Origin of the sequence: Streptomyces sp. NPDC026589 (assembly GCF_040638385.1) — a bacterium.
Classification (GTDB): Bacteria; Actinomycetota; Actinomycetes; order Streptomycetales; family Streptomycetaceae; genus Streptomyces.
Window position 1 is genome coordinate 445876 of the sequence record NZ_JBEZYG010000003.1, and the last position, 14209, is coordinate 460084.

General features: G+C 70.7%; 11 protein-coding genes. 7 read left to right on the forward strand and 4 right to left on the reverse strand.

Annotation, left to right across the window (positions count from 1 at the left end):
* Positions 1-24 precede the first annotated feature (24 nt).
* The 3 genes from AB0F29_RS07950 to AB0F29_RS07960 form a co-directional block, all read right to left on the reverse strand.
* Positions 25-543: a pyridoxamine 5'-phosphate oxidase family protein gene (locus tag AB0F29_RS07950; protein WP_361868617.1), complete on the reverse strand. Its 519-nt coding sequence runs from the start codon at positions 541-543 to the stop codon at positions 25-27.
* A 76-nt stretch (positions 544-619) separates the two neighbouring features.
* Positions 620-1357 carry a class I SAM-dependent methyltransferase gene (locus tag AB0F29_RS07955; RefSeq protein ID WP_361868620.1) on the reverse strand — a complete coding sequence of 246 codons (738 nt, stop codon included), beginning with the start codon at positions 1355-1357 and terminating at the stop codon, positions 620-622.
* A 74-nt stretch (positions 1358-1431) separates the two neighbouring features.
* Positions 1432-2325, reverse strand: coding sequence for an NADP-dependent oxidoreductase (locus tag AB0F29_RS07960; RefSeq protein WP_361868623.1), 894 nt, complete (start codon positions 2323-2325; stop codon positions 1432-1434).
* A 96-nt stretch (positions 2326-2421) separates the two neighbouring features.
* On the opposite strand from AB0F29_RS07960, the gene AB0F29_RS07965 reads away from it, so the two are divergent.
* Complete coding sequence (locus AB0F29_RS07965; protein WP_361868625.1) at positions 2422-3000, forward strand: helix-turn-helix domain-containing protein; 579 nt, start codon at positions 2422-2424, stop codon at positions 2998-3000.
* A gap of 13 nt (positions 3001-3013) precedes the next feature.
* Here the strand turns inward: AB0F29_RS07965 and AB0F29_RS07970 are convergent, their stop codons facing one another.
* Positions 3014-4219: a PP2C family protein-serine/threonine phosphatase gene (locus tag AB0F29_RS07970; RefSeq protein ID WP_361868628.1), complete on the reverse strand. Its 1206-nt coding sequence runs from the start codon at positions 4217-4219 to the stop codon at positions 3014-3016.
* Positions 4220-4483: 264 nt separating this feature from the next.
* On the opposite strand from AB0F29_RS07970, the gene AB0F29_RS07975 reads away from it, so the two are divergent.
* The 6 genes from AB0F29_RS07975 to AB0F29_RS08000 all read left to right on the forward strand — a co-directional run bounded on the left by AB0F29_RS07975 (position 4484) and on the right by AB0F29_RS08000 (position 14036).
* The gene (locus AB0F29_RS07975; RefSeq protein ID WP_361868631.1) at positions 4484-5929 is read left to right on the forward strand and encodes a basic amino acid/polyamine antiporter; all 1446 of its coding nucleotides are present in this window, start codon (positions 4484-4486) and stop codon (positions 5927-5929) included.
* A gap of 126 nt (positions 5930-6055) precedes the next feature.
* Entirely contained in the window at positions 6056-7312 is a 1257-nt protein-coding gene (locus tag AB0F29_RS07980) for an arginine deiminase (protein WP_361868633.1), read from the forward strand.
* A 123-nt stretch (positions 7313-7435) separates the two neighbouring features.
* Positions 7436-7708, forward strand: a complete 273-nt coding sequence (locus AB0F29_RS07985; protein ID WP_361868634.1) for a hypothetical protein — start codon at positions 7436-7438, stop codon at positions 7706-7708.
* A 145-nt stretch (positions 7709-7853) separates the two neighbouring features.
* Positions 7854-9002 (forward strand): tRNA dihydrouridine synthase DusB, encoded by a 1149-nt coding sequence (gene dusB, locus AB0F29_RS07990; protein WP_361868637.1) that lies wholly within the window; start codon positions 7854-7856, stop codon positions 9000-9002.
* A gap of 614 nt (positions 9003-9616) precedes the next feature.
* Positions 9617-12328, forward strand: coding sequence for a pyruvate, phosphate dikinase (ppdK, locus tag AB0F29_RS07995; RefSeq protein ID WP_361868639.1), 2712 nt, complete (start codon positions 9617-9619; stop codon positions 12326-12328).
* A gap of 664 nt (positions 12329-12992) precedes the next feature.
* Positions 12993-14036, forward strand: coding sequence for a helix-turn-helix domain-containing protein (locus tag AB0F29_RS08000; RefSeq protein ID WP_361868641.1), 1044 nt, complete (start codon positions 12993-12995; stop codon positions 14034-14036).
* Positions 14037-14209: the final 173 nt, after the last annotated feature.

Below are 14209 nucleotides of genomic sequence, written 5' to 3' on the forward strand. Positions count from 1 at the left end.
GGCCCGGGTCCAGAACTGGCCGGGCTACCGGTCCGGCCTGGTCCAGAACTGGCGCGGTGCGAAGCCCTCGCGCCGCAGCCAGTGCTCCGTATAGACGATCCGCTCCGCGTCGATCACGACGAGAGGGCCCGACTGGGGTTCGTCGAGAGAGCGTGACCGCTCGACGTGGTCGGACTGCCATCGGAAGGCCGGCCAGTAGTGTGCGAAGTCGGGGTCGTCCTCGGACACCACGCGAGCCCGCCCGAAGAGCTGGGCCCCCCTGCTGCTGGCCTGTCCGACCAGCGGGGCGAAGATTCCCACCGACACACGGGGGTCGGCGGCGAGGTTCCTCATCTTCGGGGAACCGGGCGCCGTGCTGAACATCACCGCGAAGTCGAGGGGGAAGTACCGCACAGGCGTCGCGAGGGGTCCTTCCGGGCCCGCGGTCGCGAGCACGCACATGTTCTGTGTCGACAGCAGGTTGAGGATGCGTTCTTCCAGCCGATCGCGATCGAGCCGCTTGTCGGGTGAGGGGCCGGCCAGCCACGGGTTGGTCACAGGCATGGTCGATCCTCCCACGCCCCGTCACCCGGCGGTGCGGGGGCCTCGGTCACTGTGGCTCCCAACTGCCTCCGTGACGTCACGACTTCAGGGCGATGAGGCGGTACAGCGGGTCAGGGCGGGGCGCGTCCTGGTCCGGCAGCGCGGCGAGCCGCCGGCACACGTCGGCCACCTGGTCCCGGGGCGCGTGGGCGCACCAGGAGACGCGGCCCGCCTCGATCACCTCGCGCCACCCGCGAGGGCTGCGGCCCTGCCCCGTGCCGGGGAACCGGGTCCGGCCCGCTGCCCCCAGGCCCTGTTCCGCCGCCCAACTGGACAACCGGGCGGATGCGTCGGGCACTTGGGGTGCGTACTGGCGGCGCAGGTCCGCCGTGACCTCGGCGATGTCGCTGTCCTCGGTGAAGTACGCGTCGTTCTTGTCGACGGTGGTGATCAGCACCCCGCCGGGCCGCAGCACCCGGGCCGCCTCGGTCAGGACCGGCACGGGGTCCGTCAGCAGATGCAGCAACCAGATGATCACGACGGCGTCCACCGTGTCCGACGCGAAGGGCAGCCGTGTGCCGTCGCCCCGCACGATTCCTCCCGGCACCCGCCGCGCGGCCAGGCCCAGCATCCCGGGCGAACGGTCGGCGCCCACCACCGTCCGCCCCGGGCGCCGCAGCCGTTCCGTCACGATGCCCGTCCCGCACGCGATGTCCAGGACGGTGCAAGGCCCTTGCGGCAGGAGCCGCTCCACCGCGTCCGCCGCGGCCCGCGCCCTCGGTTCACCACCCCGGGACGCGTCGTAGCGCCGGGCCTCGTCGTCGTAGTCGAGCACGTCCGTCCCCTGTCACCGTGCCGGTGGCTGTCACTGTGCGCGGCGTACCCTAGGGGCCGTGACGCGCCTCCCGGTCAGATGATCACCACACGGCGACCCCGCGTATGGCCGGCCCGGCTGTCGATGTGCGCGGCGGCGGCCTCGGTGAGCGGGTAGGACTTCTCCACCGGGATGTGCAGCCGGCCGCGTGAGATCAGCGCCGCCGCCTCGGCCAGCGCGTCCGGCACGCTCCCCGCCACGCCGGAGAACCGGACGCCGAACTCCGGTGCCCCCAGGTCCGCGATCGTGACCACCTTCTCCGGGTCACCGGTCAGTTCGACCAGTTCGCCGAGCACGCCCGAGCCGGCCAGGTCGAGCGCGGCGTCGACGCGGCCGAGCAGGCGCACCCGCTCGGCCCAGCCCTCGCCGTACGTCGTGGCGAGCGCGCCCAGGCCGCGCAGGTACTCCTGGTTGGCGGCACCCGCCGTGCCGATGACCGTGACGCCCCGGTCGCGGGCGATCTGGAGCACCGCCGAACCGACCCCGCCGGACGCGCCGCTGACCAGCAGTGTCTGGCCGGGCTGGACCCCGACCTCGCGCAGGACGCGCAGCGCGGTCTCCACCACGGACGGATAGCCCGCCGCCTCCTCGAAGGTCAGGCCCTCCGGCATCCGGGCCCAGGCCGACAGCACGGCGAACTCGGCGTACGTGTCGGAGCCCTCGCCGAACACGTGGTCGCCGATCGCCACCCCTTCGACGCCCTCACCCACCTCGTCCACCACTCCGGCGGCGTCGAGGCCCACCCCTGACGGCAGTTCGACCGGATGGGCTCCCAGGACCTGGCCCTCGCGGATGCGCCAGTCGACGGGGTTCACTCCGGCGGCGTGGACGCGGACGCGTATCCGGCCGGGGCCCGGGTGGGGCTCCTCGGCGTCCACGAGGTGCAGGACGTCCGGGCCGCCGAACGCGGCGAAGCTCACCTTTTTCATGCTCCTCATGCTCTTCCGGTTCTCCATGCGCCGAACATAACACTAACCGTTAGTTTTTCGTATCAGTTTTGCTTTTGTATTTGCTAGTGTCAGCGCATGAACGAGCCCATCGGCCGTCGCGAGCGCAAGAAGGCCGCGACCCGCCAGAAGATCGCCGACACCGCTCTGCGGCTCTTCCTGGAACGCGGGTACGACGCCGTGGGCATCCGTGACGTGGCGGCCGAGGCGGACGTGGCCGTGACCACGCTCTTCTCCCACTTCGCCTCGAAAGAGGCGCTGGTCTTCGAGCGGGACCAGGGCTTCGAGCAGGGCCTCGTCCGGGCGGTCGCCGACCGGACGCCGGACGAGCCGCTGATTCCCGCGCTGCGCCGCGAGATCCACGCCCTGGTGCGCCACTGCGGGGCACCCGGGGCCGCCCCGGTCCGTAACATGATCGAGTCGTCGCCGCCCCTGCGGGAGTACGAGGAGTCGATGCGGCTGCGCCACGCGGAGTCGCTCGCCGCAGCCATCGCCGCCGATCTCGGCGTACCGGAGACGTCGACCGCCTGCCGGGCCATCGCGAGGTTCGCGATCGACGCCTACGCGCTGGCCCGCGAGGCGGCCGATCCGCAGGCCGCGGTGGACGAGATCTTCCGGATGATCGAGGCGGCCTGGGGGGCCTCCCCCCTCGCCTGAGGAGCGTTCGAACTCAGGCGTCCGACCGGCGGATCCCGCCGCGAGGGCCGTGCCAGTCAAGACACAGGGCGGTGGCGTCGTCCTTCGGCGGGCGGCCGCCATAGGCGTCGGCCACCGCGGCGACCAGGGTGCGGACGACCTCGCGCGGATGCTCGGCCGCGGTCCGCAGCAGGAGGCCGGGCAGGTCGACCGTCTCCGCTTCGCGTTCCTGCATTCCGTCGGTGAACAGCACAAGACGGTCGCCGGGGCGCAGGTCGATTTCCTGCACCTCGTAAGAGCCCTGAGGGGTGAATCCGAACGGCATGTTGACGATCAGGCCCAGTTCCTCGACCGTGCCCTCGCGCAGACGGAGCGGCCCGGGGTGGCCGGCGTTGACCATGTGGGCGCCGCTTCCGTCCAGGGCGATGCGGAGCAACTGGCCCGTGGCATAGGTGTGGCGCCCGTGGTCGAGGAGGGCCTGATGCATGTGGCCGGCCTGTTCGGCGAGGCCCGCTCCGGCGCGGCGGGCGCCGCGGGAGGCGTTCACGACCAGGGTGGCGGTGAGGGAAGCGTCGACGTCATGGCCCATCGCGTCGGTGACGGACAGGTGCAGGGTGTCGTGGTCGAGGCTGTAGTCGTAGGTGTCCCCGGCGATGTCGGAGGCCGGGACCAGGGCCCCGGCCAGGGCGAATTCGGCAGCCTCGCAGGAGGGGGCCGACGGGAGGAGCTGCCGCTGGATCTCCGCCGCCAGGCTGACCGCCGTGGTGCGGTTTCCCCAGTGGTAGAGGTCGGTGAACCGGCGGTCGGTGACGATGATGTACGCCAGCGCGTGCGCGGCCTCCTCGACCTGCTCCAGCACGCTCTCGGTCACGACGTCGAGGTACAGCTCCAGCACACCGATGGTGTCACCGCGGTTGGTGACCGGCGCGAGCACGCGCTGCCCCGGCCCGCCCTCCTCTGCCAGCACCGTCTTCTGGGCGCGCAGAACCTTGTCGTAGATGCCGCTGCCCGCCAGGGGCACCCTCTCGGCCCGTCTCTCGGCCCGGTGCTCCTGGGAGACGCCGATCGTGTCGTTGACCCGCAGCAGACGGCTGCCGACCACGTCGACGAAGAGGAACGACACGTACCGCGCACCGAACCGCGTGCGCAGATTGCGCGCCACGACGTCGATCGAGTCCACCGGGGCCGCGCTCTCCGCCGCCGCCAGCACCTCAGCCAGTCCCATCCGGTCACACGTCATCACAGCCTCCCAAAGTTGAGACTGCTTCTGCCCACTGAGGCCTCTCTCATGGCCCCGATCGAGGAATCCTGTGGTGGCGGCGAGAGATTCCGACCGGGGCGTCCGGTCGGAAGTGCGCCGGGACGGGCCGGGTCCACCCGTGGTGTTCAGCCTCGCGAGCAGGGCTCGGCGCACCATCCCGCCGGTGAGGATATGGGCCGTTTTGCTCCATAAAGTTGTTAGCTTTCCCTGGTTGGCCGATGACCGCATCGACAGGGGAACGCCATGACGCACGCCGAACCTCGGGCCTCGGAGCGCCCGGCGGTGAAGCTGACGCTCCTCACGCTCACCGCGATGGTCGTCGGCTCGATGGTGGGCGCCGGGGTGTTCTCGCTGCCACGGCGCTTCGCGCAGGAGACCGGCGTCGCGGGGGCGCTGATCGCCTGGGCCGTCGCCGGGACCGGCATGCTGATGCTCGCCTTCGTCTTCCAGACGCTCGCCGTCCGCCGGCCCGACCTGGACGCCGGGGTCTACGCGTACGCGAAAGCGGGCTTCGGCGAGTACCTCGGCTTCTTCTCCGCCTTCGGCTACTGGGCCAGCGCCTGCGTCGGCAACGTCACCTACTGGGTGCTCATCATGTCGACGGTCGGCGCGGTGGCGCCGGCACTGGGCGACGGCGACACGGTGATGGCGGTGGTGATCTCCTCGGTGGGCCTGTGGGGGTTCTTCCTGCTGATCCGCCGGGGCGTCAAGGAAGCCGCGGCGATCAACCGGATCGTCACCGTGGCCAAGATCGTGCCCATCCTCTTCTTCGTGATCCTGGCGCTGTTCTACTTCGACGCCTCGGTCTTCGCGGACAACTTCGGCGGCGCCGACTACGCGGGCTCCCTCTTCAACCAGGTCCGCGGCACGATGCTCGCGACGGTCTTCGTCTTCCTCGGCGTCGAAGGGGCCAGCGTCTACTCGCGCCACGCCAAGCGCCGCGAGGACGTGGGGCGGGCCACCGTCCTCGGATTCCTCAGCGTCTTCGCCGTCTTCGCCTCCGTCACGATCGTCAGTTACGGACTGCTGCCGATGGCCGAGATCGCGGAGCTGCGGCAGCCCTCGATGGCCGAGGTGCTGGAGTCGGCGGTCGGCACCTGGGGCAAGGTCTTCGTCAGCGTGGGCCTCATCGTCTCCGTGCTCGGCGCCTACCTCGCCTGGACGCTGATGGCCGCCGAAGTCCTGTTCGTCGCCGCGAAGGACAAGGACATGCCCCGCTTCCTGGGGCGGTCGACCGGGGCGGACGTGCCCGAGGCCGCGCTGCTCATGACCACGTGCCTGAGCCAGGTCGTCCTGGTCGTGACGCTGTTCTCCGACGACGCCTTCAACTTCGCCCTCGATCTGACCAGCGCGCTCAGCCTGATCCCCTTCCTCCTGGCCGCCGCCTTCGCGGTACGGATCGCCTGGCGGCCCGGCCGGTCGGACGTGGAGGGGCGCAGTACCCGCCGCGAGCTGGTGGTCGCCGTGGTGGCCACGCTCTACACCGCGTTCCTGCTGTACGCGGCGGGGCTGAAGTTCGTCCTCGTCTCCTTCATCCTCTACGCCCCGGCCACCTTCCTCTTCGTCAAGTCCCGCAGGGAACAGGGGCGCAGGCCCTTCTCCCCGGGCGAGGCCGTCATCTGCGCCGTCTCGGTCGCCGGCGCCGTCGCGGGGGTCGTGGCGCTGGCCGCGGGCTGGATCGAGCTCTGAGCGTCCTCCGCTCGTCTTCGCTCCGAACCCTCCCTGCCTCCCTGCCGTTGCCGCGCGGCCCCGCACACCCCTCTGCCGTCACCGCCGTCACCGCCGTCACCGCCGTCACCGAGTGAAAGGCCCACCGTGAACAGCACCACCCCCGCATCCGCCCTCGGCGTCCACTCCGAGGTGGGACGTCTGCGCAAGGTCCTGGTCTGCGCCCCCGGACTGGCCCACCGGCGGCTGACCCCGACCAACTCCGGCGACCTGCTCTTCGACGACGTGATGTGGGTGGAGAACGCCCAGCGCGACCACGCCGACTTCGTCGCCCAGCTCACCGGGCGCGGCGTGGAGGTCGTCGAACTGCATGATCTGCTCGCCGCCACGGTGGCTCTGCCCGAGGCCCGGGCGTGGCTCCTGGACCGGAAGATCACCGCCAACGAGGTGGGCCTCGGCCTGATCGACGACACCCGTGCCTTCCTGGAGACCCTGACCCCGAGGCAGCTCGCGGAGTACCTGATCGGCGGGCTCGCCACCGCCGACCTCCCCGACGCGTTCCGCTCGGGGTACGTGGCGCTCGCCCGCGAGGGGGCCGGGGCGCGGGAGTACCTGATGCCGCCGCTGCCCAACACCCTGTACACCCGTGACACCACCTGCTGGCTCTACGGCGGCGTGACGATGAACCCGCTCTACTGGTCCGCCCGGCGCGACGAGACCCTGCTCATGAAGGCGATCTACACCTTCCACCCCGACTTCCGGGGCTCCACCGTCTGGTGGGGCGACCCCGAGAAGGAGTGGGGCCAGGCCACGTTCGAGGGCGGGGACGTCATGCCCGTCGGCAACGGCGTCGTCCTCATGGGCATGAGCGAACGGACCTCCCGCCAGGCCATCACGCAGGTCGCGGCGGCCCTGTTCGAACAGGGGGCGGCCGAGCACGTGATCGTCGCCGGGATGCCGAAGCTGCGCTCGGCGATGCACCTCGACACGGTGTTCACCTTCGCGGACCGGGACATCGTCACGCTGTACCCGCGCATCATGGACGGCGTCCACGCCTTCTCGTTGCGGCCGTCCGACCTGGCGCCCGGGATCGAGATCACCGACGAGGGCAGCACCCCGTTCACCGAGGTCGTGGCCCGCGCCCTCGGCCTCCCCCAGCTGAGGGTGATCGAGACGGGCGGCGACGTCTACGCCTCGGAGCGCCAGCAGTGGGACAGCGGCAACAACGCGGTGGCGCTGGAGCCCGGCGTGGTCTTCACCTACGACCGCAACACGCAGACCAACGCGCTGCTGCGCAGGGCCGGGGTGGAGGTCATCACCATCGTCGGGGCGGAGCTGGGCCGGGGCCGGGGCGGCGGGCACTGCATGACCTGCCCGCTGATCCGCGACGCGGTGGCCTTCTGACCGGGGGACTGCCGCACGCCGTAGGCAAAGAGCCGTGTACACAAGGGGCTTCGGGGCACTCGAACGACAGGCCGGTCCGCTTCGAGACCGGATTCCGGCGCGACCGTCCCGAAGGAGCGACAGATGGCTACGCAGTACGGCGACCAGCCGACCGGGCAGGGGCATCACGGTGCGCCGCGCGGCGGTGCCGAAGGCAACGTCTTCAGCATCATCGCGATCATCCTGGGCGTGATCGGGCTGATCTTCCTGCCGATCGTCTTCGCCCTGGGCGGACTGGTCATGGCCATCATCGCCAAGGCCGTCCGGCACGAGCGGCTCGCCACGGTCGCCATCGTGGTCAGTGCCGTCGGCCTGGTCGGCGGAATGGTCCTCGGCCTCATATTCGCCAGTATGTGAGCGGGCCGGGCGATGCCGAGGAGCCTGGGGCGGACCCCGCCTCGGGCTCCTGGTGCGCCCGACGCCGGGCTCCTGGTGTGCCCGGCGCTCGACGGACTCACCCCGCCGACGCGGTCACCTCTTCGGCGTACGCGACAATGGAGCCATGACCACGCTCGCCCCCGCCCTCCCGCAGCTCCGCATCGGCCCGCACACCGTGCGGCCGCCGGTCGTGCTGGCTCCGATGGCCGGCATCACCAACGCCCCGTTCCGGACGCTGTGCCGGGAGTTCTCCGGCGGCAAGGGGCTGTTCGTCAGCGAGATGATCACCACGCGGGCGCTGGTCGAGCGCAACGAGAAGACCATGCAGCTCATCCACTTCGACGCGACCGAGACCCCGCGCTCGATCCAGCTGTACGGAGTGGACCCGGTCACCGTCGGCAAGGCGGTCCGGATGATCGTCGACGAGGATCTGGCCGACCACATCGACCTGAACTTCGGCTGCCCCGTCCCCAAGGTCACCCGCAAGGGCGGCGGCTCCGCGCTCCCGTACAAGCGGCCTCTGCTGCGGGCCATCCTCAAGGAAGCCGTGTCCAACGCCGGGAACCTCCCCGTCACCATCAAGATGCGCAAGGGCATCGACGACGACCACCTCACCTTCCTCGACGCCGGCCGCATCGCCGTCGAGGAGGGCGTCACCGCCGTCGCCCTGCACGGGCGCACCACCGCCCAGCACTACGGCGGCACCGCCGACTGGGACGCCATCGCCCGGCTCAAGGAGCACGTCCCGGAGATCCCCGTCCTCGGCAACGGCGACATCTGGTGCGCCGACGACGCCCTGCGGATGATGCGGGAGACCGGCTGCGACGGCGTCGTCGTCGGACGCGGGTGCCTCGGCCGGCCCTGGCTCTTCGCCGACCTGGTGAACGCCATGGAGGGGCGCCCGGAACGGCACGCGCCCGCCCTGCGCGAGGTCGCGGATGCCATGGTGCGTCACGCGACGCTGCTGGGGGAGTGGATCGGCGACGAGACCCGCGGCGTGATCGACTTCCGTAAGCACGTGGCCTGGTATCTCAAGGGCTTCGCGGTCGGATCCGAGATGCGCAGGAAGCTGGCGGTCACCTCCTCGCTGGAGGAGCTGAGCGGCCAGCTGCACGAGCTGGACCTCGACCAGCCCTGGCCGGACGGCGCCGACGGGCCGCGCGGCCGCACCTCGGGCAACAACCGGGTCGTCCTGCCGGACGGCTGGCTGAAGGACCCGTACGACTGCGCGGGCATCAGCGCCGACGCGGAGCTGGACACCTCCGGCGGCTGATCCCGTACGGAGAAGGCGGCCTCCCTCGTTCCGTACGGGGGAGGCCTTTCGCGTTCCGTGAGCGGCGGGCCTCTCGCGCTTGCCGCGATGCCGCGATGCCCGTACGGCACGCCGTGGGCTCGGGGCCGCTCCGGTGCCGGTGAGGCCCCCGCCGCCGACGGTTCCCGCGCGGGGGCGGACCTTCGCCCGTAGCCTGGAAGAGGTCGGCCCCGGTTTCCCCAGTGACGGCCCAGGGCGTCCGGATCCTGAAATCCGGGGTCCGAAACGGGCGTGATTCGCGCCACCCTTGATCGGGGTAGCGCTCAGATGAGCGATTTCAACATGGCTGCACTTCCGGAAGGCGTGGCACTCAGTGCCACCCTGGTGGATTCGAGAAGTGAAATCATCTGGTGAGCCACTCGCTCAAATGAGCAGCTATGGTCAAGTTTCGGCCATGTTGCCTTCGGGAGGTGAAGGCGGAGCGTCAGGTGCTTCGGCCGGGCGAGCCTTTCGATCTGCGGGCGGACGGGTGGTTGCGGCCGTATGACGACCAAGTGGACGTACCCATCCACCTTCGATCTGGGTATGTTCCTCGCCGTCAGGGCAGCCACCGCGTCCTCGAGGAGTCGAGACCCGTGTCGGAAAACAAAGATCCCCAGAAGTTCGTCTACGACTTCACCGAGGGCAACAAGGATCTGAAGGACCTTCTGGGCGGCAAGGGTGCGAACCTCGCCGAGATGACCAACCTCGGGTTGCCCGTCCCTCCGGGCTTCACGATCACCACCGAGGCCTGCAAGGTCTACCTGGACAGCGGCGACGCGCCGACCGCGCTGCGCGACGAGGTGAGTGCGCACCTCAACGCGCTGGAGGAGCGCATGGGCAAGCGGCTCGGCCAGGCCGACGACCCGCTGCTGGTCTCCGTCCGCTCCGGCGCCAAGTTCTCCATGCCGGGCATGATGGACACGGTCCTGAACATCGGCCTCTCCGACGACTCGGTGGCCGGTCTCGCCACCCAGTCCGGCGACGAGCGCTTCGCCTGGGACTCCTACCGCCGGCTCATCCAGATGTTCGGCAAGACCGTCCTCGGGGTCGACGGCGACCTCTTCGAGGAGGCGCTGGAGGCGGCCAAGGACGCGAAGAAGGTCACGGTCGACACCGACCTCGCCGCGGCCGACCTCAAGAAGCTCGTCAAGCAGTTCAAGAAGATCGTCGAGTCCGAGGCCGGGCGCGCGTTCCCGCAGGACGCCCGCGAGCAGATGGACCTGGCCATAAACGCGGTCTTCGACTCGTGGAACACCGACCGGGCCAAGCTCTACCGCCGCCAGGAGCGCATCCCCGGCGACCTCGGCACCGCCGTCAACGTCTGCTCGATGGTCTTCGGCAACCTGGGCCCCGACTCCGGCACCGGCGTCGCCTTCACCCGCGACCCGGCCAGCGGCCACCAGGGCGTCTACGGCGACTACCTCCAGAACGCGCAGGGCGAGGACGTCGTCGCCGGTATCCGCAACACGGTGCCGCTCGCCGACCTGGAGTCGATCGACAAGAAGTCGTACGACCAGCTCATGCAGATCATGGAGACCCTGGAGAACCACTACAAGGATCTCTGCGACATCGAGTTCACCATCGAGCGCGGCCAGCTCTGGATGCTCCAGACCCGGGTCGGCAAGCGCACCGCCGGCGCCGCCTTCCGGATCGCCACCCAGCTCGTGGACCAGGGCCTGATCGACGAGGCCGAGGCCCTCCAGCGGGTCAACGGTGCCCAGCTCGCCCAGCTGATGTTCCCGCGCTTCGACGACGAGGCGAAGACCGAGCTGCTCGGCCGGGGCATCGCCGCGTCCCCGGGCGCCGCGGTCGGCAAGGCCGTCTTCGACTCGTACACCGCGATCAAGTGGTCCCGCTCCGGCGAGAAGGTCATCCTGATCCGCCGCGAGACCAACCCCGACGACCTCGAAGGCATGATCGCCGCCGAGGGCATCCTGACCTCGCGCGGCGGCAAGACCTCGCACGCGGCGGTCGTGGCCCGCGGCATGGGCAAGACCTGTGTCTGCGGCGCCGAGGACCTGGAGGTCGACACCAAGCGACGCCGGATGACCGTCGGCGGCCGGGTGATCGAGGAGGGCGACCTCGTCTCGATCGACGGCTCCACCGGCAAGGTCTACCTGGGCGAGGTGCCCGTCGTACCGTCCCCGGTCGTCGAGTACTTCGAGGGCCGGATGCACGCCGGGGCCGACGACGCCGACGAACTGGTCGCCGCCGTGCACCGGATCATGGCCTACGCGGACCGGGTGCGCCGGCTGCGCGTGCGGGCCAACGCCGACAACGCCGAGGACGCGCTGCGGGCCCGCCGCTTCGGAGCCCAGGGCATCGGCCTGTGCCGCACCGAGCACATGTTCCTCGGCGAGCGCCGCGAGATGGTCGAGAAGCTGATCCTCGCGGACACCGACGACGAGCGCGAGAGCGCGCTGGCCGCTCTTCTCCCGCTCCAGAAGGCCGACTTCATCGAGCTGTTCGAGTCGATGGACGGACTGCCCGTCACCGTCCGGCTGCTGGACCCGCCGCTGCACGAGTTCCTTCCCGACATCACCGAACTGTCGGTCCGCGTCGCGCTCGCCGAGTCCCGCAAGGACGCCAACGAGAACGACCTGCGCCTGCTCCAGGCGGTGCACAAGCTGCACGAGCAGAACCCGATGCTGGGGCTGCGCGGGGTGCGCCTGGGCCTGGTCATCCCCGGTCTGTTCGCGATGCAGGTGCGGGCCATCGCGGAGGCCGCCGCCCAGCGCAAGAACGCCAAGGGCGACCCGCGCCCCGAGATCATGATTCCGCTCGTCGGCACGGTCCAGGAGCTGGAGATCGTCCGCGAGGAGGCCGACCGGGTCATCGCCGAGGTCCAGGCGGCCACCGGCACCGACCTCAAGCTGACCATCGGCACCATGATCGAGTTGCCGCGCGCCGCGCTGACGGCGGGCCAGATCGCCGAGGCCGCGCAGTTCTTCTCCTTCGGCACGAACGACCTGACCCAGACGGTGTGGGGCTTCTCCCGCGACGACGTGGAGGCCTCGTTCTTCACCGCGTACCTGGAGAAGGGCATCTTCGGGGTCTCCCCGTTCGAGACGATCGACAAGGACGGCGTCGGCGCGCTGGTCCGCAGCGCCGTCGAGGCCGGCCGGGCCACCCGCCCTGACCTCAAGCTCGGCGTCTGCGGCGAGCACGGCGGCGACCCCGAGTCCGTGCACTTCTTCCACGAGGTGGGCCTGGACTACGTGTCCTGCTCACCGTTCCGGATCCCGGTCGCCCGTCTTGAGGCCGGCCGGGCCGCAGCCGAGTCCCGGGGCAGTGACAGCCGCTGACCCGGACTCACCGGGTCGGGGCCGCAGGGACGGCCCGGACCCACCGGTCGGGGCTGCGCGAACAGCCTCCGACCTCATGGGCAGGGCTGCACGAACAGCCCTGCCCACCGACCAGGGCCTCGAAGGCCCAGCCGAAGGAGCGGCGGCACCCTGTGCGGGGGTGCCGCCGCTCCGCCTTGAGCTGACCGGAGGGGACCGCCTGACCGGAAGGGGCCGGCGGCACGGAAGTGGCCAGCGGTACGGAAGTGGCGTGTGCGGAAATGACCGGCGATACGGGGAAGTCGTCAGAAGCGCGCACCGAATGCCGCGCCGGGAATGTGGCGCAGAGCACATTGCGTCGTTTAATGCGCAAAGAAAATTTTGGGTGACGAGCCCGGGACCGGGGTGCGGTCCAAGGATCCCCACCCATGGACCGCACCCGGCTTACCCCCGTCGGGTACGGAGCCGCACCGTCGCCCACCGCCGCCGAACACACAAAGCCCCCCACGGCCTTCACGTGCTCATCCGGTGGGCACCGGATGCGTACCCGACGCCGTACAGCTTTTCGGGTGGAGCGGGACGGGGCGAGACCTTTCACTTCTGGCCGAAACCCCGTGGTGACCTCCTGTGACGGTCCGCATACCCTTCGGTGGGGGCAATTGCGGATGCAACAGGTGGGGGAGTAGTGCTGCGTATCCATGTGTCCAGGCTGGACCTTTCGCGGGTGCGGATGGCCACGAGGCCGGACGCGCTGTGGGAAACCATTCTCAGTTTTCACCGGATCAGGGACCGGCGTGCTTCGACGCTGTTCGGAAAATGGCGTTCGGAATCCCGCGCGCGGTTGAATGGTGAAGCACAGCTGCTGGCGGCGGTCGTCCCGCCCCGCGGCTATTTCCCGGATTTCCTGACGCCCTCCCAGGAGGGCGCCGAGCCTTTCGGGCTCGACGTCGGAATGGAGGCGCTGCGCGACACTCCCGCCGACCGCGTCCACGCCGAGCTGGAGCTGCTGGCCGCCGGGCGGATACGGCAGCGGGCCGGCCTGTCCGCCGGCCCGCGTCAGCAGGACTGCGGAGTGGGCAGAGCGAGCGCGGCGCTGCCCGCCGCGCTCATGGAGGGCCGTGCCGAGCCGCTCGCCCGGCTCATCGGGGCGCTCCGCAGCTACCACCACGCGGCCGTGGAGCCCTACTGGCCGCACATCCGGGCCAGTGTCGAGGCGGACCGGGCCGTCCGCGGCCGGGCCCTGCTGGACGGCGGAGCGGACGGGCTCCTGGCGGCGCTGCCGCCGATGATCCGGTGGCGTTCGCCCGTGCTGGAGGCGGACTACCCGTTCGACCGCGATCTGCACCTGGACGGGCGTGGGCTGCTGCTCCAGCCGTCCTTCTTCTGCCGGGGCACCCCCGTGGTCTACCGCGACCCGTCGCTCCCGCCGGTGCTCGTCTACCCGGTGGCCAACCCCGGAGCGCCGGTCTTCGCCGAGCCGGGACCCTGGCTCGGCCGGCTCGTCGGACACACCCGCTCGGCCGTCCTCTCCTCCATCGGCAACGGGTGCACCACCAGCGAACTCGCCCGCCGGGCCGGAGTGTCGCTGGCCTCCGCGAGCCAGCACGCCTCCGTGCTGCGCGAGGCGGGCCTGGTCCTGACGCTGCGCCACGGCAGCTCGGTCCTGCACACGCTGACCCCGCTCGGGGGCTCCCTGCTGCGCGGCGGCGCCCCGCTCGCCCTGCCCTAGGAAGGACGCACGGGGGCCAGGGGCGTGGTGGGCCCGAGGGACCGCTGTCCGTGGGCCGCTGTCCGTTGTCCTTGGGCCGTTGTCCTTGGGCCGTTGTCAGTGGGCCGTGCAAATCTTCTGTCGTACGCCGATGAGTTCCGGGCGCCCCCGCCGTCCAACCATCGAAAGCGCCG

What these genes read in the sequence shown, in the direction of transcription:
- AB0F29_RS07950 (WP_361868617.1), bottom strand. Translation starts at nt 543, where the DNA reads ATGCCTGTGACCAACCCGTGGCTGGCCGGCCCCTCACCCGACAAGCGG.
- AB0F29_RS07960 (WP_361868623.1), bottom strand. Translation starts at nt 2,325, where the DNA reads ATGAAAAAGGTGAGCTTCGCCGCGTTCGGCGGCCCGGACGTCCTGCAC.
- AB0F29_RS07965 (WP_361868625.1), top strand. Translation starts at nt 2,422, where the DNA reads ATGAACGAGCCCATCGGCCGTCGCGAGCGCAAGAAGGCCGCGACCCGC.
- AB0F29_RS07970 (WP_361868628.1), bottom strand. Translation starts at nt 4,219, where the DNA reads ATGACGTGTGACCGGATGGGACTGGCTGAGGTGCTGGCGGCGGCGGAG.
- AB0F29_RS07975 (WP_361868631.1), top strand. Translation starts at nt 4,484, where the DNA reads ATGACGCACGCCGAACCTCGGGCCTCGGAGCGCCCGGCGGTGAAGCTG.
- AB0F29_RS07985 (WP_361868634.1), top strand. Translation starts at nt 7,436, where the DNA reads ATGGCTACGCAGTACGGCGACCAGCCGACCGGGCAGGGGCATCACGGT.
- dusB (WP_361868637.1), top strand. Translation starts at nt 7,854, where the DNA reads ATGACCACGCTCGCCCCCGCCCTCCCGCAGCTCCGCATCGGCCCGCAC.